The organism is Mycobacterium sp. SA01, from assembly GCF_041287105.1.
Lineage (GTDB): Bacteria > Actinomycetota > Actinomycetes > Mycobacteriales > Mycobacteriaceae > Mycobacterium.
The window spans coordinates 44,348-66,450 of the sequence record NZ_JBGGNO010000011.1; the positions used below are offsets into that span (position 1 = coordinate 44,348).

Here is a 22,103-nt window from a genome sequence, read left to right on the forward strand (position 1 = left end):
TACGCTGCGATCTCGCTGGTCGCAACTTCGCGAACGGCGCTGATCGCGCGAGAGGTACTCAATAATGCCGATAGTGCAGACCTTCCTGGCGGGGATGGCCACGAGCGTGCTGGCGGCAGGACTGATCACCGCAAATTCTGATGCGGCACGAGAGCAGAGCGCTTCGGCACAGCCTGGTGTCGAGTTGGCCGCGACCACGATCCCGATCATCGATTTCGACTGGATACTCGGTCCGCTGCGGGTCGCCCGCAAGCTCACCATCGGTTCCGGTGTTTCGCCGACCGGGCTGGTGAGCCTCGACGGTGCCGCCGACACGTGGTGGGATGCCGCCGTCGGCCCAACCGGCGAGGTCAAGAGCAGCTTCACTCTGCCTGTCACCGTGGCCCAGACCGCTCCGCTCGTGGATCTCGGATTCGAACCGGAGTGGACGAGTTCGGTCGTGTTCTCGCCGCTCGGCGCGGCCGGTCCCACGATCGACTTTGCTCCCGACCTCGCCTCGAAGATTCACCTCATCGAATATCGAGGCGGAGTCGAGGGATACGGCTTCGGCGTCAGCGGCACGCTTCTCCAGGCCGGATTACAGGGCGGCGCCACGTCACCGGTGACGATGCTCGGGGGCAGCGTCACCCTCGGCGAATACAAGGCCCAACTGTCGGTGCTGCCCACCGGCGGCCTGAAAGCGGCTCTGAGCTTCGCGCCCTATTTCGGCGGCGGCGGTGGGTCGATTCAGTTGGGGACGACCAAGATTGGCACGACACTGCCCAGCGGGCAGTTCAAGGCCGAGACCAAACTGTGCCTGGGTTCGGCCGCCGCGTCGTGCGGCGGTGTGATTGCCGGGGTGTCGATCTCAGCCATGCTGGGCGGGGCTCTACTGTCGATCAACAGCAAAGACGTTCTCAGCTTCGACTTCCCCGACTCGCTGACGGTCGAACTGAAAGCCGGCTCTCTTGCGGTGACCGGCAATATCGGCGGCACCGTCACGATCGGAACGACGAAGCTGGGCGGCGTCATCCCGATCAACATCAAGGTCCCGCCGGCAGCAGCAGCCAGCGCAACCAGCACGGCGCCCAAGTCCCAGATTGCCGCCGCGCAGGACAAGGTGAAGTCGGTGGCTGCCTCGTCGAACGCGACGTCACGGAAGTCTTCGACCGGCACGGGAACCGCGTCGACCAAGAGCCCCAAGGCCGGCACCAAGCAGGGCGCCAAGACCGGCCGATCGGGTCGGGGCTGACACTCCCCGCTACAGCTACAGCCCGGGACCCTCGGCACGCAGGTCGTCGACCTCGGCCATCGCCGAGCGCAGTTTGGCCAGCCATTCCTCGGCATGCTCACCGACGAGTCGCACGCTCCAGGCCAGCGCATCCGAGCGCGACCGGGCAACGCCCGCGTCGACCAGGGTGTCGAGCACCTGGCGTTCGGGTTGCTTGAGGCGGGTCATCACCGGAACGGCGATGTGCGTGAACAGGATTCGCTCCGGCTCGGCGGAGCCTTCTGCTGCGATGTCCAAACCCCACGACACCTTGCGGCCGTACTTGTCCTGAGCCTCCTCGGCGATCCGGATGCGCTCGGAGCGGGTGTCCTCCCGGAACCGGGACGCCCGGCCCGCTGCGCGCGCGTCACTGTCGGGTGTGTCCGTCGCGGGCAGCCGCCCGATGACGGTGATCTCCTCACGATCGACGATGACCGTCGGGTCTCCGGCGAACCATCCGTCGGGCAGACGACCGGCGAACCACTCGCCGGCATCGGTGGCGTCGGGCTGGTCGGCCTGTTGCCAGCCGCCGGGGCGGCCGGGCCGACGATGTGTGTGCTGATGCTTCATGAATTACATGATTACATCGTTACAAACTATGCGCCAGGGATTCTCTCCAGGCGAACGGACACAACCTGAGGGCCGTATCGGATGATGGCCGTATGACAGGGGACCCGGCACGGCCGTGCTGATGACTAGCGCGGCGGTTACCCTCGGCGGCTGGTCGTTGCTGCGCAAGCCCTGTAGTACTAAGACCCGTTAGGAATCAAGGCTTTTCGGCTCGGCGGGCTCGGAAGAGTTTCACCTCGTCCTGGATGCCCTTGAGGTGCCGAGCCCGCGCGAACGACCAACTGAAGGATGGGTCGTCCCCGATCTGTTCGCGGGCAGCTTCGGACAACAGGACCGCACCGGGTCGGGCCACCGAGGTCACCCGGCTGGCCAGGTTGACCGGACTGCCGAACCAGTCCCCCGCGCGGCTGACGGCCTGCCCATGAGACAGACCCACCCGCAGTTGCGGCAGGGCGTCGTCGGCTTCGGTGGCGTCCACCAGAGTCAACATGGCGTCGAGCAACGCCGAGGTGTCCGTGGACACCATCATCACCGCATCGCCGATCGTCTTGATGAACCGCACCGGTGGCACAGCCACGTCGCGGGCGGCGTCAGCGAGGCGGTTGGCGAGCTGTTCGAGTTCCTCAGGCGGAACCGTCTCGCCCAGTCTGGTGAATCCGACGAGGTCGGCGAAAGCAACCGCGATGTCCCGGGCGCCGGGAATCGATGCGCCGACGGCCCTTTCGTTGGCGTTGATCGCCTCGGTCTCCATGGCGTGGCGCAGCTGCAGCATCAGCATGTCCTGCACCATCGGGCCCAGCAGCGGGGCCACAGCGCTGACCAACACCTTTGCGTCCTGGGCCATCTGGAGTTCGGTGGTGTCGGGATGTTGCATCGTCGTGGCGACAGCGATGTATCGCATCGCCTCGGCTGCACGCGAAAGGCCTTCTGCCAGAGTGCGGTACACGGTCAGCAGCCGGTCGGGGTCGAACCCCAGATCGAGAAGTCGCTTGACGTGCACGGCTGTCTCGGCATCGGGTTTGAGGAACATTGCCGCATCCGGGTCGTCGACCGTCGCGAGCCCGCTGGCGCGCTGGAAGCGCCGGAGCAGATCCAGTTCCAGCCCGGTCTGCTCGCTGATCTGCCGAGCCGAGAGCCGCGTTCCGTCATCGCCGAGGATCCGGCGGCCGGGTAGCAGCATCGGCGCGAACGCCCCCCGGATCTCGTCCACGGTGATGCCCTGCTCCACCAGCCAGGGAATCAGTTCGGCCCGTTGGGCGCGGGCATCGCCCGTAAGCCCGTCGAGCAGCCCGGCGGCCTCCGGGTCGACGGTTTCGGTCACCGACCCAACGTATACCGTCGACCCCGATGTCACGATCCCCGCTCCTGGAGGGGCTGCCGCCCATCGGCTCGCCCGATGCCCGGCTGCTGATCCTCGGCAACATGCCCAGCGTGCTCTCGCTGGCGAGTGGGCAATACTACGGAAACCCACGAAATGCGTTCTGGCGCATCATCGGTGAGGTGTTCGGATGCGAGCCGGACGCGCCGTACCAGCATCGGACCGAGGTCCTGGCCCGCCACGGGGTCGCCGTCTGGGACGTCCTCAGGCACTGCCGGCGAGTGGGCAGCCTCGATTCGGCGGTCGAGCCGGACAGCATGGTGCCCAACGACTTCGAGACGTACTTCGCCGCCCGGCCAGGCATCGAGCGGGTGTTCTTCAACGGCGCGGCCGCCGAACGCAACTTCATCCGGCTCGTCCACCTCGACGTACCTGCGACGTTCGTGCGGCTACCGTCGACCAGCCCCGCGCAGACCATGTGCTATGCCGACAAGCTGGCGGCCTGGAGCGCGGCGCTGACCGGCTAGGAGACCGGCGGTCTCCGGTTCGCCCATGGCCGTGCGGTCTCGATCTGGTGGCTCAACGACAGCAGCGTCGCCTCGTCGGAGGGCCGGCCGACCAGCTGGATCGACATCGGCACCCCGGCGTCGTCGAGGCCCCACGGGACGACGGCGGCGGGCTGGCCCGTCGCGTTGAACATGGCGTTGAACGGCACCCGAGCCGACACCATGGCCAGCGTCGCGATCCCGCCGCGGTGCTGGTACTGCCCGATGCGCGACGGACCGGTCGCGGTGCCGGGGGTGATCAACACGTCGACGTGGTCGAAGATCGACTGAACCCGCGCCGCGAGTGCCGGCTCGGCCGCGCGCACCTTGGCGATCTGCGCGTCGGAGATCATCCGGCCCAGGCGGGCAATGCCTTTGGTCCTCGGCTCGAGCCGTTCCCGGTGCGGCAGGGCGGTGGCGTCCTGGAACGCGCCGCGCCACATCCGCGGCAGCACATGGCCGTACACCGCCCACGCCGGATAGTCGGGGTCGCGCCAGATCACCTCGTGGCCGAGATCGCGCAGCAGCATCTCGGCACCGTCGAGTGCCTTCTGCTGCGCCTTCCCGACTCGACCGAGCATGGTGGGAGGAAGCTTGGCGCTCAGAGCAATTCGGAGTCTGCCAGGCTCACGGTTCGCGGCAGTGACGAACCCGCCCGATGGACCGGGCAGCGCCGAGGTCGCGTCGAGGAACAGCGCGGCGTCCTCCACTGTGCGCGTCATCGGGCCGTTGACGGACAAGCCGCACCACGCGTCGTCATGCGGAGTCATCGGCACCCGGTCGCGCTGCGGCTTGAGTCCGAACAGCCCGCACCAGGTCGACGGAATACGGATGGACCCGGCGCCGTCGGAGCCCAACGCCATGGGTGCCAGCCCCGCGGCCACGGCGGCACCACTGCCACCGCTGCTGCCACCCGGTGCGCGCTCCAGATCCCACGGATTGTGGGTGGCGCCGAAGGAGATCGTCTCGGTGAACGGCCACAGCATCATCTCCGGCACCGACGTCTTGCCCAGGATCACCGCGCCGGCCTCTCGCAGGCGGCGCACCACCAGTGCGTCACTCGTCGGTGGCTGGCCGTAGGCGCTGCTTCCGTAGCAGGTGAATTCGTCGGCGACGTCGACGTCATCCTTGATCGCGATCGGGACGCCCAGCAGCGGCCTGCGTTCGCCGGCGTCGAGCAACTCCTGCGCGGCGGCGGCCTCCCGACGCGCGCTGTCGGTGAGCACCACGCGATAGGCCCGCAGCTCCCGGTCGACGCGCGCTATCCGGTCGAGGTACAACTCCAGCAGGGCGGGCGCGGTGATGGTGCCGTTGACGAGCATGCGCGCCTGCTCGGCAGCGCCGGCGAAGGCAATGTCGGTGGAGTCCATCTCCCGCAGCCTAACGCTGCCCGCTACGGTGGCCAGATGGCATGCGTGTTCTGCGAGATCGTCGCCGGTACGGCACCCGCCATCCGCATTCACGAGGACGACGATTTCCTCGGCATCCTGGACATCCGCCCGTTCACCCGGGGCCACACCCTGGTGGTGCCCAAGCGGCACACGGTCGATCTCACCGACACCCCGGCCGAGACGCTGGCCGGGATGCTCGCCGTCGGGCAGCGGATCGCGCAGGCGACTCGTGCGTCTGATCTGGGCGCGACCGGCAACAACATTGCCATCAACGACGGCAAGTCGGCCATGCAGACGGTGTTTCACATTCACCTGCATGTGATCCCACGGCGTGACGGCGACAAGCTGTCGTTCGCCAAGGGGATGCTGCTGCGCCGCGACCCCGACCGCGAGGGCACCGGACGAATCCTGCGCGCCGCCCTGTCCCAGCTCGACACAACCGGATGAGAGAGCCATGCCCGATTCCGCACTGATGACGTTCGTGAAGGTGCACGACTGGGTGTACCGGCGCACCAACGGCTGGATCGGGCACCGGATGCCCGGGGCTCCGTCCTCCCTGATGCTGCACACGATCGGGGCGAAGACCGGCCAGCCCCGGTCGAATCTGCTCGCCTACTTCCGCGATGGGGACGACTATCTGATCGTCGCGTCCAACGGCGGAGCGGACCGCAACCCGGCCTGGTATCACAACCTGCGCGCACATCCGAAGATCGAAATCAACCTGGGCAGAAAGCGTTTGGCGGTGACGGCACACATCGTGATGCCGGACGACCCGGACTACGGACGGTTGTGGCATATCTGCGACTCGAACAACGGCGGCCGCTACAGCTCGTATCAGCGTGGCACCACGCGGCCCATCCCGGTCGTGCGCCTGACACCCTGAGCGCTTGTCCTCGCCACACGCGTCCCCGCCCGCAAGACATAGGGTTGCTGTCCGCCTCCGAGCGACAATCATTCGGCCGGTCACGCCGAAATCGACGCTGGCGCTGGGAAGTCCGAGTAGGTGTCACGCTAACGTCGATCTCGATGACCGACAACATTTCAGACTCCAGATTTGTCGCTCAGAGGCGGACAGCAACCCTGCACATCGTTCCTGAGTCCGCGAGTGGGTCTGCCCTAGAACAGCTCTTTCGCCAGCAGCTCCAAGGTGGTCTCCCGGTCCGGGGCGGTCGCCGGGTCGGTCCCGCGATGTGCGGATGCGACGGGGTTGACCATCACCTCGTCGACGTCGAACTCTGCGGCCACCGCACGAACCTGGTCGGCCGCCTCGGACGGTGAACCGACCACGGCCTTGCTGCGCCCGGACGCGATGATCGCCTCGGCCTGCGGGTGCATGGTCAGCGCCGCCGCGTCCTCGACCAGGTCGAGCGGCCCGAGCGGCTGACCGGTGCGCAGCCGGGCCATCATCTGCAGGTTGGGTAGCAGCAACGCCTCGGCCTCCGAACGCGTCGGCGCGACCACCGCGTTGACCGTCATGAACGTCACCGGCTCGGCGGCCACCGCACTGGGCCGGAATTCCGACCGGTAGGTGGCCAGCGCCTCGACGGTGCCCTGCCCGGCGAAGTGATGCGCGAACACATACGGCAGGCCTTTGGCGGCGGCCAGGTGCGCCGAGTACAACGACGAGCCGAGCAGCCACAGCCGCGGCTCCTCGACCGCCGCCGGCGTGGCTTTGAGGATGTAGTCCTGGTTGCGGATCGGGATCCGCACTCCGTGCGCGCTCATCAGCGCCGCGACGTCGTCGAGGTACTGCGGGAAGTTCTCGATATCAGAATCATCGCGAGTGCCCCGCAACATGTACGACGTCACCGGGTCGGAGCCGGGCGCACGGCCGATGCCGAGATCGATACGCCCCGGAGCGGCAGCCTCCAACAACGCGAACTGCTCTGCAACCGCCAGCGGCGCATGGTTGGGCAGCATCACCCCGCCCGAACCCAGGCGCAGCTGGGTGGTCTGGGCAGCCAGGTAGGCGAGGATCACCGGCGGGCTGGTCGCCGCGACCGCGGGCATGTTGTGGTGTTCAGCCACCCAATACCGGGTGAATCCCAAGCGGTCGGCGGTCTGAGCCAGCCGTACGGTGGCCGCCAGCGCGTCGGCGCTGGTCTGGTCGGTACGTACCGGAACGAGGTCGAGGACAGAAAGCCGCATAGTCACCTCAACGATACGAGTGCGCGCATGCTTCCCCTCCCCGGAGGGCAGGAGCGAAGCGACCCGGGAATTGGGTCACCGGAGGGCAGGAGCGAAGCGACCCGGGAATTGACACCGGAGGGCAGGAGCGAAGCGACCCGGGAATTGGGTCACCGCCGCAGGCCCGCCCGTGCGGCAGCGTCGGTGAACACGTCGTCGAGCATCGCCGGCGTGAGCCGCCCGGTGAACATGTTCTGCTGGCTCGGGTGATAGCAGCCCAACAGCTGCCGGCCTGACGGCAACTCAACGACCACCCCGTGGCCGAACTTGGGTTTGCCGTGCGCAGGCAGGTCGTCGGCGAGCAACCGCAGCGCGGCCTGCCAACCGAACCCGCCCAGGGTGACGATCACCCGAACCGACGGCGCGATCAGCCGCCACTCGGCGGTCAGCCACGGCTCACACGTCGACCGCTCGACGGGCTCCGGTTTGTTGGCCGGCGGCGCGCACCGGACGGCGGCGACCACCCGAATGTCGTTGGTGGACAAACCGTCTGCCGCGTCCACACTGGTCGGCTGGTTCACCAGGCCGGTCCGGTGCAACGCGGCGAACAGCTGATCCCCCGAGCGATCTCCGGTGAAGACCCGCCCCGTCCGGTTGCCTCCTTGCGCGGCCGGGGCCAGGCCCAGCACCAGGATCTTCGGCTGCGCCGAACCCCACCCGGTGATCGGCCTGCCCCAATACGGCTCACCCGCGAACGAGCGACGTTTGGTGACCGCCACCTCTTCGCGCCAGGCGACCAGCCTGGGACATGCCCGGCACACGCTGACCTGGGCATCGACTTCTCCGATGTCGCGGGCCCCCGCCGCCAGAGCCACCACCTGCGCGGCGTCGGAAGCCACCGGGGTCTCTGGCACGGCGGGGTCCCCCGGCCAGCCCGTACCCGGCGGGACGGGCGAGGAGAACAGCACCCGGGTCCGCGGATGTGGAAGGAGGGTCACCGGTCCACTGTGCCCGGGTCCTGCGCGGCGCGCGAGAACTTAAGCTCTGCCGGTGACCATCACGCGCGTCCCCGCGCTGCTGATCCTGTCCTCGACCTTCCTGGCCGCGGGCGCCAACGGCATCTCCATGGTCGCCTTCCCGTGGCTGGTGCTCCAGCGCACCGGCAGTGCGGTGGACGCCTCGATCGTCGCGGGCGCGGCGACCCTGCCGCTGCTGTTCGCCACCCTCATCGCCGGCGCCGCCGTCGACTTCGTCGGCCGACGCCGGGTGGCGATGCTCTCCGACGCGCTGTCGGCCATCGCGGTGGCCGCGATCCCGGTCTTGGCGATCGGGTTCGGCACCGACGTGCTCACCACCCTCGTTCTGGCCGCACTGGCCGCCCTCGGCGCGTTCTTCGATCCGGCCGGTATGACCGCACGGCAGTCGATGCTGCCCGAGGCGGCGGTCCGCGCGGGCTGGACCCTCGATCACACCAACAGCGTCTATGAGGCCGTGTTCAACCTGGCCTACATCACCGGCCCGGGTGTCGGCGGCCTGCTCATCGCAACGCTCGGCGGTGTCAACGCGATGTGGGTGACCGCCGCGCTGTTCGGGTTGGCGATCCTGGCGATGGCGGTGCTGCGGCTCGAGGGCACCGGACGTCCGGCGCGCGAAAAGCTGCCGGAGAGCGTGGTTTCCGGGGTTGTCGAAGGGTTGAAGTTCGTCTGGCGCAACCGGGTTCTTCGCACCTTGGGCTTGGTCGACCTCGCCGTCACCGGGCTGTACCTGCCGATGGAAAGCGTGCTGTTCCCCAAGTACTTCACCGACCGCAATGAGCCGGCCCAGCTGGGCTGGGTGCTGATGGCGTTGTCGATCGGCGGGCTGGTCGGAGCGCTGAGCTGGACCGTGCTGTCGAAGGTGGCCAGCAAGCGGGCGACGGTACTGACGGCGGTGCTGACGTTCGGTATCGCCGTGGCGGTCATCGCATTCCTGCCGCCGCTGCCGGTCATCTTGTCCTTGGCCGCCCTGGTCGGTCTGGTGTACGGGCCGATCGGGCCCATCTACAACTCGATCATGCAGACCCGCACCCCAGAACAGCTGCGCGGACGGGTGGTCGGGGTGATGACGTCGATGACCTACGCCGCGGGCCCGATCGGGTTCACGCTGGCCGGCCCGCTGGTCGACGCGTTCGGCCTCACGGTCACGTTCCTGGTTCTGGCGGTGCCGATCCTGGTGATCGGCATCGTGTGTCCCTGGCTGCCCGCCCTCAAGGAGCTGGACGACGACGCGCCTAGGATGGCGCAATGGCCGTGAGCGCTCTGGCCGACCTGGCCGCCGAGCTTCCCGACGGGGTCGTCGTCACCGACCCCGACATCCTGGCGTCCTATCGCCACGACCGAGCCGCCGACCCTGCGGCCGGGATGCCGTTGGCCGTGGTGCGGCCCACCCGCACCGAAGAGGTGCAGACGGTGTTGCGCTGGGCTTCGGCGAACCGCGTCGCGGTGGTGCCGCGCGGAGCAGGCACCGGACTCTCGGGTGGCGCGACCGCCGTGGACGGCGGCATCGTGCTGTCGACGGAGAAGATGCGCGACATCACCGTCGACCCGGTGACGCGCACCGCCGTCGTCCAGCCCGGCCTGCTCAACGCCGAGGTCAAGAAGGCGGTCGCGGAGCGCGGCCTGTGGTATCCGCCCGACCCGTCCTCGTACGAGATCTGCAGCATCGGCGGCAACATCGCCACCAACGCGGGCGGTCTGTGCTGCGTGAAGTACGGCGTGACAACCGATTACGTGTTGGGCATGCAGGTGGTGCTGGCCGACGGCACCGCGGTGCGCCTCGGCGGCCCGCGCCTGAAAGATGTTGCCGGGCTGTCGCTGACCAAGCTGTTCGTCGGCAGTGAGGGCACCCTCGGAGTGGTCACCGAGGTGACGCTGCGGCTGCTGCCTCCCCAGCCGTCGGCGTGCACGGTGGTGGCGACCTTCGATTCGGTGGAGGCTGCGGCCGGCGCGGTGGTGACGATCACCGGACGCATCCGGCCCTCGATGCTGGAGTTCATGGACTCGGTGTCGATCAACGCCGTCGAAGACAAGCTGCGGATGGGCCTGGACCGCTCGGCGGCAGCGATGATGGTGGCCGCCTCCGACGACCGAGGCCCAGCCGGCGCCGAGGACGCCGAGTACATGGCCCGCGTCTTCACCGAAGCCGGTGCCAAAGAATGCTTTTCGACCTCCGATCCGGCCGAGGGTGAGGCGTTCGTCGCGGCCCGCAGGTTCGCCATCCCCGCGGTGGAAGCCAAGGGTTCGCTTCTCCTGGAGGATGTCGGGGTACCGCTGCCCGCGCTCGCCGAACTGGTGGGCGGGGTGGCCAAGATCGCAGCCGACCGCGACCTGACGATCTCGGTCATCGCCCACGCCGGCGACGGCAACACCCATCCGCTGATCGTCTTCGATCCCACCGACGCCGCGATGACCGAGCGGGCCGAGAAGGCGTTCGGTGAGATCATGGACCTGGCGGTGTCACTGGGTGGCACGATCACCGGCGAACACGGCGTCGGCCGGCTCAAGAAGCCATGGCTGGCAGGTCAATTGGGCCCCGAGGCGATGGAACTCAATCGCCGGATCAAGGCGGCGCTGGATCCGGCCGGAATTTTGAATCCCGGCGCGGTCATTTGACGCAAGCCGCCGCGCGGCAAGGGCCGCCTGGCTAGGGTGGACGGCGATGACTCACTCCCCCACGCGGCTCGAGATCGCCGTTCCGCAAGCCGATCTCGACGACCTGCGCCGCCGCCTTGAATCCGCCCGGTTTCCCGCCGAGCTGCCCGGCAGTGGCTGGGATTACGGCACCGATCAGTCGTTCTTGACGGCGTTCGTCGACCGGTGGCGTGACGAGTACGACTGGCGTGCAACCGAAGCGGAGCTCAACGCGGTGGGCTCCTTTGTCACCACGGCTGCCGGCCAGCGCGTCCACTTCTTGCACCGCAAATCGCCCAACAGCACCGCAATCCCGTTGGTGCTCGTGCACGGCTGGCCGGGTTCGATCATCGAATTCCTCGATGCCCTCCCGCTGCTGCACGAGCGGTACCACGTTGTGGTGATCTCGATGCCCGGATACGGATTCTCCGGCCCGACAACCCAACGCGGCGTCGACACCTCGGTCGTCGCGGCGGCGGTCGCCGAGGTGATGACGCAACTGGGTTACCAACGCTTTGTGGCTCAGGGCGGCGACTGGGGCGCTCTGGTGGTGCGATACCTCGGTGAGCACTACCCGGATCGCGCGGTCGCCATCCACACCAACATGCTCTTCGCGTCCGCCGAGGGCCCCGACGCCATGGACGGTGTCACCGAGGAGGAGCTGGCCGCATTCATCGCCTCCGCCGAGCGGATGGCGGAAGGCACCGCCTACATGGAAATCCAAGGCACCCGGCCACATTCACTCGGCTACGGGCTCGACGACTCGCCGGTGGGTCTGGCCGGCTGGATCCTGGAGAAGTTCCACGCCTGGAGCGACGTCCGCGACGGCATGCCGATCCGCACCGACCGGCTCATCGACAATCTGATGATGTACTGGCTGACCGGTACCGCGACCTCGGCCGCGCGACTGTACTACGAGGCGGCCCACGCCGGCACCGGTGCGCTCAGCCCGTGGTCAGGCCGCGTCGACGTCCCGACGGGTTACGCGGTCTACCCGGCAGAGCTGGTGCGGATCCCGAAAGTGTGGGCGCACAAGCACTATCACCTGGTGCACTACTCGATCCAGGACCGTGGTGGCCACTTCGCGGCGTTCGAGCAGCCGCAACGGTTCGCCGCGGACGTGCTGGCCTACGCCGATGTGCTCGACGAGTTGGACGTGTTCAACTAGCCGTTCAGCGGGCCCCGCGGACCAACCGGCCCGGACGTGCGCCGGTGTCGACCCCGTCGCGGCGCGTGACGGTGCCGCTGACGATCGTCGCGGCGTAGCCGGACGCGCCTTGCACCAAACGATTTCCGCCGGCCGGCAGGTCGTAGGCCATCTTCGGTGGATGCAACCGCAGAGCGTCCATGTCGATGACGTTGAGGTCCGCCTTCTTGCCGACCTGAATGACGCCGCGGTCACTGAGGCCGAACAGCTGCGCCGTGTCGTGGGTCTGCTTGCGGATCAGATGTTCCAGCGGCAGCTTCGCACCACGATGCCGGTCGCGGGCCCAGTGGGTCAGCAGGAACGTGGGATAGGAAGCGTCGCAGATCATTCCGCAGTGCGCACCACCGTCGGACAACCCGACGACACCGGCCGGATGGGTCAGCATCTCATGGATGGCGTCGCAGTTTCCATAGGAGTAGTTGAAGAATGGCAGCATCAACATGTTGGTGGCGTCGGCCTCCAGCATGAGGTCGTACAGGGTGGCCAGCGGGTCCTCGCCACGGTCAGCGGCGATCTTCTCCACCGTCCGCTCGTCGGTGGGCTCGTAGTCCGGCGGGTCGCCCAGGTGGTAGATCCGACCCAGGGCGTACTGGACCAGGATGTTCATGTTGTCGAACAGCTTGTTGGGGTCGGGCGGGAGGTCGTCCTCACCGAGGATCGCGGCCTTCACCGCCGGGTCGGCGAGCCGGTGGGCGAGCTCCTCACGACCCAACTCCCCCTTCAGCTTTCGGAAGGTCGGGCGATGAGTGAAGGCGTGGTGGCCCGGGAAGCCGAACAGCATGCCGAACGGGCGCGCCGCGATCTGCGGATACAGCCGGGCGCCCGCGGCGTGTGCGGCCGCCGAAATGTCCATCTGTTCGCGCCACAGGTCGGGCGCGGCATCCACCTGGATCAGCCCGAAGGAGATCGGCCGGTCGATCTCGGCGCCCAGGCGCTGCATCCATTCCAATTCCTTCTTCGGCGCGATGATGTCCTCGCCGGCCACACCCTGCGGCGCCAGTTCGAAGACCGCTTGACCGCCGGCCGCCATCGCCCGGCCCAGGCCGAACAGTTCATCCTCGGCGGCGAAGGTGCCCGGCACGGGTTCACCGTCCATGGCGCGGTGGCCGAGCGTGCGGGACGTCGAGAACCCGAGCGCTCCGGCTTCGATCGCCTCGCGGACCAACCGACCCATCGCCTCGATGTCGTCGGGGGTCGCGGGCTCGTTCTTGGCGCCGCGCTCACCCATCGCGTAGGCCCGCACCGAGCCGTGCGCCACCTGACTGCCGACGTCGACGGCGTAGTTTCCCTTGCCGATCACGTCGAGGTACTCGGGGTAGCTTTCCCAACCCCACGTCATGCCCTCGGTGAGCGCGCTGCCGGGAATGTCCTCGACGCCCTCCATCATCTGGATGAGCCACTGTTCGGAACCGGGCCGCACCGGTGCGAAACCGACGCCGCAGTTGCCTGCGACGATGGTGGTGACGCCGTGGTTGCTCGACGGTTCGAGCAGGCTGTCCCAGCTCACCTGACCGTCGTAGTGCGTGTGGATGTCGACGAACCCGGGCGCCACGACTTTGCCTGTGGCATCGATGGTTTCGGTTGCCTCGCCCGCCAGCGGCGCATCAGATGCGCTGCGGCGCCGCACCTCCACGATCTTCCCGTCCTTGACGGCCACGTCGGCGATGTAACGGTCGGCGCCCGTGCCGTCGACGACGGTCCCGCCGGTGATCTTGAGGTCGAACATGGCTACTCCTCGACACACGATGTCAATGGGATTCCGTCGCCAATGTAACACCGTTACAGGGCCTCGTGTAATACCGTTTGGAGAAGATCTCGCAAGGAGGCGCATGGTGACGCACACGGCGCACGATGTTCGACGCGAGGACGCGATCGGCCCGCCTCCGGCCAGCCCGACCCGCGTGCCCGCCGCTCGCTACCACTCCCCGGAGTTCGCCCGCCTCGAGCGCGAACACCTCTGGCCGCGCGTCTGGCAGGTCGCCTGCACGCTCGATCATGTCGCCGAGCCAGGTGACTACTTCGAATACCGATGCGGGCCGCATTCGGTCCTGATCGTCCGCGACGACACGCAACTGCGGGCATTCCAGAACGTCTGCCGGCACCGCGGTAATTCGCTGTGCACGGGCGCCGGCTCGGAGCTGCGCGAGCTGCGCTGTGGCTACCACGGCTGGACATGGGACCTCGCCGGGGTGTTGAAGCGCGTGCCCAACCGCAAGGGATTCGGTGCGCTGCACATGGAGGACTTCCCTCTGGTCGCCGCCTCCGTCGATGTCTGGGCAGGGCTGGTGTTCGTCAACCTCGACGCCGACGCGATGCCGCTCGATGGCTATCTGGAGGCGATGCCCGCCGACATCGCATGGAACCGGCTCGAGGATTTTCACTGCTACGCCACGATGACGATCGAGGTGGACGCGAACTGGAAGACGATCGCCGACGGCTACAGCGAGACCTACCACATTCAGACGCTGCACCCCGAGCTACACCGGTGCATGGATGACGTCTTTGCACCGCAACAGATCTGGGGTCACACCGGGAAGTCGGAGCAGTTCTACGGAGTGCCGAGCCCGCACCTCAAGGAGCCCATCTCCGACGACGACGTCTGGGCCGCGTACGTGACAACCCAGGGCCTGCTGATGGGTGTCGAGGAGGGCACACCGTACCCGGGCGGTGACTCGGTGCCTGATGCGATTGCCTGTCGCACAAGAGAGTTCGCGGCCAGTCGCGGGGTCGACCTCGGGTGGGCCAGCACCGAACAGATCATGTTGCTACACCAGTACAACGTGTTCCCCAACCTGACGTTGCTGACCAACGCCGACCACCTGACCGTCATGACGTCACACCCGGGCCCCGATCCCGAACACGGCGAGCTCGTCATGTACCTGTGGACCCGGATGGCGCCGGGCGCACCGCGTACCCGTCCGGTCGACGTGCGCATGACAGCTGAGGAGGCTCATCCCGGTCTGGTTCTGACGCAGGATATTTCGGTCTTGGCCGGCCTGCAGCGCGGGCTGCGTCAGCCGGGGTTCACCCACCTGACGCTGTCCAACGAGGAGCGGCGCGTGATCAACCTGCACCGCAACCTCGAGCGCTACCTCGACCTCCCGGAGGCTGAGCGCATGACCGGGGGTGAGCCCGGTGGCCCGCAGTCCTGACCCGGTTACCGCGGACTCCATCCTCGACGCGGCAGCCAGGATGATCGAGCACGACGGCGTCGACGCGTTCACGATGCGCGGGCTCGCCGAGCAACTGGGCGTCGCGGTCACCTCGATCTACTGGCACGTCGGTGGCCGCGACAAGCTGCTCGACAGTCTCGTTGAACGGTTGCTCGGCGACATGGCGGCGTTGCCTGCGGACGCCGAGGAGCCCGCTGAGCGCATCGCCGCCCTCGCCCGCGCACAGCGCCGAGCGCTCATCGACCGCCAGCATCTGCTCGGCATCGCACACGAACGTAACCGCACCCCGGCGTTGTTCCTGCCGGTGCAGCAGCGCCTGGCCACCGAACTTGCCCGCCTCGGCGTCACCGGTACCCACGGCGCGCTTGTGCTGCGGGCCATCGAGGTTCACGTCATCTCGTCGGCCATCATGCAGTTCTCCGCGGTGCGCGGCCCCAAGCACGACGAGGAAGACCCGACGCTGTGGGCCGACGACTGGCCGGACCGTGACCTGGTCCGGGCGCTGCAGTCCCCCACCGACTACGACGCCGTTTTTGAATACGGACTGGCGGCGCTGTTGGCGACCTTGCCTGCGAATCCCACCGGCTCATAGGTCTTTTCGAAATTCCGGTCACGTGGGCGGACGCCGGAGGAGCTATTCCGGGGCATAAAACAACCTCCCAATGGCTATTTCACAAATGGTTCAGATCCGCTGAACAACGGTGCCCCATAGTTGGTAGGTCCCGTCCATCCCGGTGCGCTTCGCCGGCGACACCGCTGTCAGCGGCCCGCCGACGTTCAGCTCAGGTAGCTCAGGGGTTTGAGGTCGGACTGTCTCGGTATCCGGCGACGTGCCTAAGTGCCATGTCAAGGGCCAGTTCGAGTGGCCGGGCGCTGCGCGTGGTCTGCGCCATGAGGAGTCCGCCCTGTAGTGCGGTCATCATGGTCAACGCGAGTTCGTCCACGTCGGCTTCGGGGGCGAGTTCACCGTTGTCGCGCATGGCCGCCAGGCCGGTGGACAGGTATGACTGCCAGGTGGCGAAGGACCGCGCGAGCTCCAGGCGTGCCGAGTCCGATCGGTCGGCGAGTTCGCTCACCAGCGACCCCAGCGGGCAGCCGCCGATGCCTTGCGTCGTCCGAGTCGTGGCTACGAGCTGATCGCACCAGCGCTGCAGACCATCCCACGACGAGACCTCGCGCAAACGCGGCTCCTGCGCGGCGATGACACGGCCGAGCTGAGTCTTGATCACCTCGCTGATAAGAGCGTCTTTGTCGACGAAGTAGTGATAGAGCTGCGATCTGCTGGTCTGGCTGGCGGCCATGACGGCGTCGAGGCTTGTTCCCGCCACACCGCGCTCCCGGATCAGAGAGGCCGCTTCGGCCACGATGCGGGCTTTCGTCGCCGCCCCGCGGGACGTGAGTCGGGCCGAGGGACGATCAGCTTTTGGCACCACGGCCGGACAGTATCCGAATTGGCATTGTCGGTCCACTTTTCAGCCAGCACAATGCCGATCAGTCAACCAATATTGTTGAAGGAGCTCGATATCGGCTTGTCACACACGCCGGCTGTTGCATCCGGCGGACATTCACCATCGATGACACCACGTCCAGCTTGTCAGGCTGCCTCCCCGGGTACCCGCGGAATACCAATCCAGCGCGATCTTTTGATGCGAGGCGTGGACCGACTATGTCAGCACGGAGCACGTCGAGATGATCGAACGGCCGTAAGCGAACATTGTTGGCGCATAGGTAGTTTCGTGAAAGTCTAAAAGCCGTGCAAGAACGTACCGACACGTCAGCCGATCGGCAGACAACAAGAGAGGAACTCGTGAAGCGACTACAAGACGACCGGGTCTTGGCCTACAACTCAATGTTTTTGGGTGTGTTCATGTTGTTGTTCGGTTTCTTGAAGTTCTTCGAACCTTTTCGGACCATGTTTGATGTCCAGATCGCCAAGAGCGACCTGCCACCGATCAGCATTCCCTTCGGGAAAGTCGCGGAAATGGCTATCGGCCTTGGACTGCTTCTACCCGCTTGCTTCAGGCAGAAGATCGTTGATCTGTATGGCCCCGTGGTCTTCGCTGCGTCTGCCGGGCTGGTTGTCAACATGGCGGTCGCGACGTACGTCCATCTGCAGCCGGATGTCCCGGCCAGCGTGCTGCCCCTCGGGATCAAGCCTCCGTTCATCCCGTTGTTCGTCATGGTCTTGGCGGCATTGAACCTGTACCGGCTCTTCGGCGCGAGCAGGAGCAGATCGAAGACGGCGCGCCAGGCCAAGTGAACGACCCCTGTCACCAGTGCACGCAGCAGGGGACGCCGGGCCCGAGTCGTCGGCGCGAACCGCGAAGGTGGCGAGCACAGGAGACACCGGCAAATCTCTTGTTCCCCAACGGTCCTCGACGAAGGTGACGACCCCGATGTCTCTGCAGCAGCATCCCCCGCAAGACGCCCTCTTCCGCTCGGTATCCATCGGAGGGGTGGACCTGCCCAACCGCGTCGCTCTGGCGCCGATGACCCGAGTCAGTGCGACAGCCGAGGGCGTCCCCACCGATCAAATTGGCGGCTACTACCAGAGGTTTGCGCAGGGCGGATTCGGCCTGTTGATCACTGAAGGTCTCTACATCGATGACCAGACCAGCCAGGGGTACCTCTTCCAACCCGGTATCGCCAACACCGTGCAGGCCGCAGCGTGGAAGCCGGTCGTCGACCGCGTTCATGCCTTCGGCGCGAAGTTCTTCGCCCAACTCATGCACGCCGGCAGCCAATCGCAAGGCAACCCCCACACAGCCACCGCCTGGGCGCCTTCAGCCGTGCGCCCCAAAGGCGCGCAGCTGGCGATGTATCGCGGGTCGGGGCCGTTTCAGATTCCCGAGACGATGTCCGCTGAGCACATCCAGCAGGTCCGTGGGGCGTTCATCAACGCCGCCCTACACGCACGTGACGCCGGATTCGACGGTGTCGAGATCCACGGCGCCAACGGCTACTTGCTCGACGAATTCCTCACCGGCTACCTCAACACCCGCACCGACGACTACGGCGGCACCGTCACCAACCGCGTCCGATTTGCCACCGAGGTCTGCGGTGACGTTGCAGCCGCTGTCGGGAACGACATCGCCGTCGGTATCCGTATTTCCCAGGGCAAGGTCTCCGACAACGATCATCGATGGGCCGGCGGCGAAGACGACGCAGCCGCTATCTTCACCGCGCTATCCGACACCGGCATCGACTACATCCACACCACCGAATACCGCGCACTGGCACCAGCTTTCGACGACACCAATAAGACGCTGGCAGCACTTGCCAAGCACTACAGCGGGCTGGCAATCATCGCCAACGGTCACCTGGATGACCCAAATGACGCCGGCACGATAATCGACTCCGGCGCCGCCGAGGTCGTTGCTCTGGCCAAATCCGCGCTGGCCAACCGGGACTGGCCGCGCCGCGTCCAAGCCGGCCAATCGCTCTCACTTGACCCCCCAGCCGATCTATTGAGGCCGCTCGCGACTGTCAAAGACTGGGAAGTCGCCGACCCCGCGCCCCATCACGAAATACCCCGAATATCGCCCACGAAGGAAGACGGCACATGCGACTTGCGATAGACAGCGTCACGATATTCTGGCTGCAGGTTCTCGTGAGCTGTGCCGTATGCGCCCTGATCGCGAAATGGTACGTCTGGCCGAGACTGACCAAACTATCCCTCAATTCTGCTCTCATTCCACTGATCTTCGTCCACGTTTTCCGCTACGTGGGAATGGTCTTGTTGGTTACGGGCATGGTTGATCCGAGGCTGCCCCGAGAAGCACTGACCGCTTCCGCCTACGGTGATCTCTTAGCTGCAGCGCTGGCCCTGGCCTGTATCTTCGCGCTGCGGGCAGCGTGGCGTTTCGCCATTCCACTGGTGTGGGTGTTCAGCGCATGGGGATTCGGCGACCTGTTGAACACAGTGCGCGGTGTAATACAGACAGACCTACCCAACTTCAACCTCGGTGCCGCCTACTTCATCTACACGTTCTACGCCCCGACGGTGGTTGTCGCACATCTGATGATCTTCTGGATTCTGTTGAAATCTAGATCGTGGAATAACGACAACAACGATCACCGCGAAACGTGACGCTGTTGGCGTCGCCGACACCGACCAGTGCAGCTCGCGGCATTCCCCTGGAGACGCGACTGAGCGGCGCGTCGCTCACACAGTGACGTGATGCAGCCTTCCGTCCCGGCAGTCGGAATGCCAAGAACGAATCTCTTGGGATCCCGGCCCGCTCTTGACACAACTGCGGACTTGTCGTAATCATAAGACATGACCGCTGTTGTGTCTCACGACGCCGAGGCCCGCTTCGAGTTGGCCACCGCCGAGACCTGGGGTGACCGCTGGCCGATGTACCGGGCCCTGCGTGACCTCGATCCGGTGCACCACGTCGTCCCGGAGAACCCCGACCACGATTACTGGGTGCTGTCCCGGCATGCCGACATCTTCGCCGCCGCCCGCGACCACGAAACGTTCTCCTCGGCCCAGGGCCTGACCGTCACCTACAACGAGCTGGAACTGATTGGGCTGCAGGACAACCCGCCGATGGTGATGCAAGACCCGCCGGTACACACCGAGTTCCGCAGGCTGGTGTCGCGTGGCTTCACCCCACGGCAGGTCGAGGCCGTCGAGCCCAAGGTGCGCGAGTTCGTCGTCGAACGCATCGAACGGCTACGCGCCGACGGCGGCGGGGACATCGTCACCGAACTGTTCAAGCCCCTGCCGTCGATGGTCGTCGCGCACTACCTCGGCGTTCCCGAGCAGGATCGCGACCAGTTCGACGGCTGGACCGAGGCGATCGTCGCCGCCAATGCCAGCGGACTGAGTGCTCTGGGATCGGTCGGCGACGCCGTCGGTTCGATGATGGGCTATTTTGCCGAGCTGATCGAACGGCGCAGGCGCGAACCCGAAGACGACACGGTGTCGCATCTGGTGGCAGCCGGTGTCGGTGCCGACGGCGACATCGCCGGGACGCTGTCGGTACTCGCCTTCACCTTCACGATGGTCACCGGCGGCAACGACACCACCACCGGCATGCTCGGCGGTTCGATGCCGCTGCTGCACCAGCGTCCCGACCAACGCCGGCTGCTCATCGAGCAACCGGAGCTGATCCCCGACACCGTCGACGAACTGCTGCGACTGACCTCCCCGGTGCAGGGACTGGCCAGAACCACCACGTGCGACGTGGAACTGCACGGCAAGACCATTCCGGCCGGACGCAAAGTGCTGCTGCTGTACGGGTCGGCCAATCGCGACGAACGCCAATACGGCCCGGACGCCGGCGAACTCGACGTCACCCGGTGTCCGCGCAATATCCTCACCTTCAGCCACGGCGCGCATCACTGCCTCGGTGCCGCGGCCGCGCGCATGCAGGCGCGGGTGACCCTGACCGAATTGCTCTCGCGTTGCCCGGATTTCGAAATCGACGAGGCGGGCATCGTGTGGGCGGGCGGCGGATATGTGCGGCGGCCGCTGTCGGTGCCGTTCCGGGTGCGCGGCTGATGGCGGGCGACTGGCTGAGTTCACGGCGGGCAGAGGTGGCCACCGATCGCATCCTCGACGCCGCCGGTGAGCTGTTCGCAAGCAACGATGTCCGCAATGTCGGGATGAATGACATCGCCCGCGCCGCAGGGTGTTCGCGAGCCACGCTGTATCGCTACTTCGAGAACCGGGAGGTGCTGTACACCGCGTACGTGCACCGCGAGGCCTACCGGCTCTACGAGCAGCTGACCGAACTGATCGACGGCATCCCCGATCCGCGCGAGCGGCTACTGACCGGGCTCACCACATCCATGACGCTGGTGCGCGACAGTCCCGCGCTGTCATCGTGGTTCGCCACCGCCGACTCCCCCATAGGCGCGGAGATCGCCGAGCAGTCCGAGGTCATTCAAGCACTGACGTCAGGCTTTCTGCTGTCGCTTCGGCCCGACGACCCCGAGGTCGTCCATCGTCGCGCCCGCTGGCTGGTTCGGGTGCTGACGTCCTTGCTGATCTTCCCCGGCCGCGACGCCGAGGACGAGCGGGCGATCCTCGAGGAGTTCGTCGTTCCGATGGTGTGCCCCAGCGACTCTGGCTCCTCGTTGAGACCGCACTGAGAGCCCAGTTTGCAGAATCTTCGCTTGGCGCGTCTCAATGCGGAGCTCGAGCGCCGACCGATGCGGACGGGACTATGCCGACTCTTCGTCTTGAGCCTGCCGGTTTTCGTCACTGAGAACAACACCGTAGAGAAAGCTTCGGATACGTTCGGCAAACATCTCTTTTACCGAAAGTTGGTTTGCCGCGGCAGCTTCAGCGAGATGCGGATGCGCACCAGCATCGATGTTCGGAAACAGACTGCGCCCTCCTGCGGGACGGCGCATCGGTTCAACCATCACAGCACCAATACAGAGCATCTCCATGCCATCAAGAATCTGGATATGCAGGTGCAGGGGCACCCCTGAGTCGCTGAGGAATTGGGCCGCGTCCTCAAAACTACCGATCAAGATCTCCCGCGGCAGGTGCTCGACGAGAATTGGGGCCGCGTTCCGGTGGCGCAGGACGGACTGCCGGAAATTCAGCGCCAAACTCACGAAGTACTCCGGCCAGTCGGGGCCGGGCTGACGCCGGGGTTTTATGACAGATTTACCCGCGATGTGCTTGGCGATGGCGGTGAGGATCTCGTTCTTGTCAGAGAAATGATGATAGAGCGAGGGAGCGCGAACCCCGAGGTGCTGGGCAAGTCGCGGCAAACTGAAGGCTTCCAAGCCTTCAGAATCGATAATCTCGATGGATGCTGCGACTGCCGCCGTCCGGGTGATCAGCGGTTTAGACGGTCGCGCCATGCCACTCCCCGGGGTTTAACCTAATGA

22 protein-coding genes are annotated in these 22,103 nt (G+C 66.3%); 14 read left to right on the forward strand and 8 right to left on the reverse strand.

The genetic code is table 11. The features are described from left to right. The first annotated feature begins 64 nt into the window (after positions 1-64). Complete coding sequence (locus tag AB4879_RS02800; RefSeq protein ID WP_370506331.1) at positions 65-1,231, forward strand: hypothetical protein; 1,167 nt, start codon at positions 65-67, stop codon at positions 1,229-1,231. Positions 1,232-1,246: 15 nt separating this feature from the next. On the opposite strand, the gene AB4879_RS02805 is transcribed toward AB4879_RS02800, so the two are convergent. Continuing rightward, the gene (locus AB4879_RS02805; RefSeq protein WP_102808377.1) at positions 1,247-1,819 is read right to left on the reverse strand and encodes a hypothetical protein; all 573 of its coding nucleotides are present in this window, start codon (positions 1,817-1,819) and stop codon (positions 1,247-1,249) included. 196 nt (positions 1,820-2,015) lie between these two features. Continuing rightward, positions 2,016-3,140: an adenylate/guanylate cyclase domain-containing protein gene (locus AB4879_RS02810; protein ID WP_370506332.1), complete on the reverse strand. Its 1,125-nt coding sequence runs from the start codon at positions 3,138-3,140 to the stop codon at positions 2,016-2,018. Positions 3,141-3,166: 26 nt separating this feature from the next. Between AB4879_RS02810 and AB4879_RS02815 the strand changes: the two genes are divergently transcribed. Continuing rightward, on the forward strand, positions 3,167-3,664 hold the full coding sequence (locus AB4879_RS02815; RefSeq protein ID WP_370506333.1) for a DNA-deoxyinosine glycosylase: 498 nt from the start codon (positions 3,167-3,169) through the stop codon (positions 3,662-3,664). On the opposite strand, the gene AB4879_RS02820 is transcribed toward AB4879_RS02815, so the two are convergent. Then, positions 3,661-5,052, reverse strand: coding sequence for an amidase (locus AB4879_RS02820; protein ID WP_370506334.1), 1,392 nt, complete (start codon positions 5,050-5,052; stop codon positions 3,661-3,663). The two genes, AB4879_RS02815 and AB4879_RS02820, sit on opposite strands and share 4 nt — an antisense overlap. 36 nt (positions 5,053-5,088) lie before the next feature. Here AB4879_RS02820 and AB4879_RS02825 point away from each other — a divergent pair, with 36 nt between their 5' ends. Together AB4879_RS02825 and AB4879_RS02830 are read left to right on the forward strand one after the other, a co-directional pair. Next, positions 5,089-5,520, forward strand: coding sequence for an HIT family protein (locus AB4879_RS02825; RefSeq protein ID WP_102808373.1), 432 nt, complete (start codon positions 5,089-5,091; stop codon positions 5,518-5,520). 7 nt (positions 5,521-5,527) lie between these two features. Then, positions 5,528-5,956, forward strand: a complete 429-nt coding sequence (locus AB4879_RS02830; protein ID WP_370506335.1) for a nitroreductase family deazaflavin-dependent oxidoreductase — start codon at positions 5,528-5,530, stop codon at positions 5,954-5,956. 233 nt (positions 5,957-6,189) lie between these two features. Here the strand turns inward: AB4879_RS02830 and AB4879_RS02835 are convergent, their stop codons facing one another. Together AB4879_RS02835 and AB4879_RS02840 are read right to left on the reverse strand one after the other, a co-directional pair. Further along, the gene (locus AB4879_RS02835; RefSeq protein ID WP_370506336.1) at positions 6,190-7,221 is read right to left on the reverse strand and encodes an LLM class flavin-dependent oxidoreductase; all 1,032 of its coding nucleotides are present in this window, start codon (positions 7,219-7,221) and stop codon (positions 6,190-6,192) included. 149 nt (positions 7,222-7,370) lie between these two features. Then, entirely contained in the window at positions 7,371-8,198 is an 828-nt protein-coding gene (locus AB4879_RS02840) for a uracil-DNA glycosylase (RefSeq protein ID WP_370506337.1), read from the reverse strand. A gap of 52 nt (positions 8,199-8,250) precedes the next feature. On the opposite strand from AB4879_RS02840, the gene AB4879_RS02845 reads away from it, so the two are divergent. The 3 genes from AB4879_RS02845 to AB4879_RS02855 are packed head-to-tail and all read left to right on the forward strand — an operon-like array spanning position 8,251 to position 12,036. After that, positions 8,251-9,492, forward strand: coding sequence for an MFS transporter (locus AB4879_RS02845; RefSeq protein WP_370506338.1), 1,242 nt, complete (start codon positions 8,251-8,253; stop codon positions 9,490-9,492). Next, positions 9,483-10,850: an FAD-binding oxidoreductase gene (locus tag AB4879_RS02850; protein WP_370506339.1), complete on the forward strand. Its 1,368-nt coding sequence runs from the start codon at positions 9,483-9,485 to the stop codon at positions 10,848-10,850. The genes AB4879_RS02845 and AB4879_RS02850 overlap by 10 nt, the downstream gene beginning before the upstream one ends. A 46-nt stretch (positions 10,851-10,896) precedes the next feature. Beyond that, positions 10,897-12,036, forward strand: coding sequence for an epoxide hydrolase family protein (locus tag AB4879_RS02855; RefSeq protein WP_370506340.1), 1,140 nt, complete (start codon positions 10,897-10,899; stop codon positions 12,034-12,036). Positions 12,037-12,040: 4 nt separating this feature from the next. Here the strand turns inward: AB4879_RS02855 and AB4879_RS02860 are convergent, their stop codons facing one another. After that, on the reverse strand, positions 12,041-13,801 hold the full coding sequence (locus tag AB4879_RS02860; protein ID WP_102808367.1) for an amidohydrolase family protein: 1,761 nt from the start codon (positions 13,799-13,801) through the stop codon (positions 12,041-12,043). Between the two features lie 103 nt (positions 13,802-13,904). Between AB4879_RS02860 and AB4879_RS02865 the strand changes: the two genes are divergently transcribed. After that, positions 13,905-15,227, forward strand: coding sequence for an aromatic ring-hydroxylating dioxygenase subunit alpha (locus tag AB4879_RS02865; protein ID WP_370506341.1), 1,323 nt, complete (start codon positions 13,905-13,907; stop codon positions 15,225-15,227). Then, positions 15,211-15,840 (forward strand): TetR/AcrR family transcriptional regulator, encoded by a 630-nt coding sequence (locus AB4879_RS02870; RefSeq protein WP_370506342.1) that lies wholly within the window; start codon positions 15,211-15,213, stop codon positions 15,838-15,840. Before AB4879_RS02865 ends, AB4879_RS02870 begins: the two co-directional genes overlap by 17 nt. 199 nt (positions 15,841-16,039) lie before the next feature. Here AB4879_RS02870 and AB4879_RS02875 read toward each other — a convergent pair whose 3' ends face one another. Next, a complete protein-coding gene (locus tag AB4879_RS02875; protein ID WP_370506343.1) occupies positions 16,040-16,681 on the reverse strand; it encodes a TetR/AcrR family transcriptional regulator in 642 nt (213 codons plus the stop codon). A 320-nt stretch (positions 16,682-17,001) separates the two neighbouring features. Here AB4879_RS02875 and AB4879_RS02880 point away from each other — a divergent pair, with 320 nt between their 5' ends. The 5 genes from AB4879_RS02880 (at position 17,002) to AB4879_RS02900 (ending at position 21,350) form a co-directional block, all read left to right on the forward strand. Further along, entirely contained in the window at positions 17,002-17,508 is a 507-nt protein-coding gene (locus AB4879_RS02880; RefSeq protein ID WP_370506344.1) for a DoxX family protein, read from the forward strand. Between the two features lie 136 nt (positions 17,509-17,644). Further along, positions 17,645-18,826: an NADH:flavin oxidoreductase gene (locus AB4879_RS02885; RefSeq protein ID WP_370506345.1), complete on the forward strand. Its 1,182-nt coding sequence runs from the start codon at positions 17,645-17,647 to the stop codon at positions 18,824-18,826. Further along, the gene (locus AB4879_RS02890; RefSeq protein ID WP_370506346.1) at positions 18,811-19,338 is read left to right on the forward strand and encodes a hypothetical protein; all 528 of its coding nucleotides are present in this window, start codon (positions 18,811-18,813) and stop codon (positions 19,336-19,338) included. The genes AB4879_RS02885 and AB4879_RS02890 overlap by 16 nt, the downstream gene beginning before the upstream one ends. Before the next feature lie 189 nt (positions 19,339-19,527). Beyond that, positions 19,528-20,757, forward strand: coding sequence for a cytochrome P450 (locus AB4879_RS02895; protein ID WP_370506347.1), 1,230 nt, complete (start codon positions 19,528-19,530; stop codon positions 20,755-20,757). Then, positions 20,757-21,350, forward strand: coding sequence for a TetR/AcrR family transcriptional regulator (locus tag AB4879_RS02900; RefSeq protein WP_102808418.1), 594 nt, complete (start codon positions 20,757-20,759; stop codon positions 21,348-21,350). The genes AB4879_RS02895 and AB4879_RS02900 overlap by 1 nt, the downstream gene beginning before the upstream one ends. Positions 21,351-21,422: 72 nt before the next feature. On the opposite strand, the gene AB4879_RS02905 is transcribed toward AB4879_RS02900, so the two are convergent. Beyond that, entirely contained in the window at positions 21,423-22,076 is a 654-nt protein-coding gene (locus AB4879_RS02905; RefSeq protein ID WP_370506348.1) for a TetR family transcriptional regulator, read from the reverse strand. Between the last annotated feature and the right edge of the window lie 27 nt (positions 22,077-22,103).

Bases quoted from the DNA above. Each gene is read 5' to 3' on its own strand.
- AB4879_RS02860 (WP_102808367.1), bottom strand. From the start codon at position 13,801: ATGTTCGACCTCAAGATCACCGGCGGGACCGTCGTCGACGGCACGGGC.
- AB4879_RS02825 (WP_102808373.1), top strand. From the start codon at position 5,089: ATGGCATGCGTGTTCTGCGAGATCGTCGCCGGTACGGCACCCGCCATC.
- AB4879_RS02905 (WP_370506348.1), bottom strand. From the start codon at position 22,076: ATGGCGCGACCGTCTAAACCGCTGATCACCCGGACGGCGGCAGTCGCA.
- AB4879_RS02805 (WP_102808377.1), bottom strand. From the start codon at position 1,819: ATGAAGCATCAGCACACACATCGTCGGCCCGGCCGCCCCGGCGGCTGG.
- AB4879_RS02835 (WP_370506336.1), bottom strand. From the start codon at position 7,221: ATGCGGCTTTCTGTCCTCGACCTCGTTCCGGTACGTACCGACCAGACC.
- AB4879_RS02885 (WP_370506345.1), top strand. From the start codon at position 17,645: ATGTCTCTGCAGCAGCATCCCCCGCAAGACGCCCTCTTCCGCTCGGTA.
- AB4879_RS02900 (WP_102808418.1), top strand. From the start codon at position 20,757: ATGGCGGGCGACTGGCTGAGTTCACGGCGGGCAGAGGTGGCCACCGAT.
- AB4879_RS02890 (WP_370506346.1), top strand. From the start codon at position 18,811: ATGCGACTTGCGATAGACAGCGTCACGATATTCTGGCTGCAGGTTCTC.
- AB4879_RS02865 (WP_370506341.1), top strand. From the start codon at position 13,905: ATGGTGACGCACACGGCGCACGATGTTCGACGCGAGGACGCGATCGGC.
- AB4879_RS02895 (WP_370506347.1), top strand. From the start codon at position 19,528: ATGACCGCTGTTGTGTCTCACGACGCCGAGGCCCGCTTCGAGTTGGCC.
- AB4879_RS02855 (WP_370506340.1), top strand. From the start codon at position 10,897: ATGACTCACTCCCCCACGCGGCTCGAGATCGCCGTTCCGCAAGCCGAT.
- AB4879_RS02830 (WP_370506335.1), top strand. From the start codon at position 5,528: ATGCCCGATTCCGCACTGATGACGTTCGTGAAGGTGCACGACTGGGTG.
- AB4879_RS02850 (WP_370506339.1), top strand. From the start codon at position 9,483: ATGGCCGTGAGCGCTCTGGCCGACCTGGCCGCCGAGCTTCCCGACGGG.
- AB4879_RS02820 (WP_370506334.1), bottom strand. From the start codon at position 5,052: ATGGACTCCACCGACATTGCCTTCGCCGGCGCTGCCGAGCAGGCGCGC.
- AB4879_RS02815 (WP_370506333.1), top strand. From the start codon at position 3,167: ATGTCACGATCCCCGCTCCTGGAGGGGCTGCCGCCCATCGGCTCGCCC.
- AB4879_RS02800 (WP_370506331.1), top strand. From the start codon at position 65: ATGCCGATAGTGCAGACCTTCCTGGCGGGGATGGCCACGAGCGTGCTG.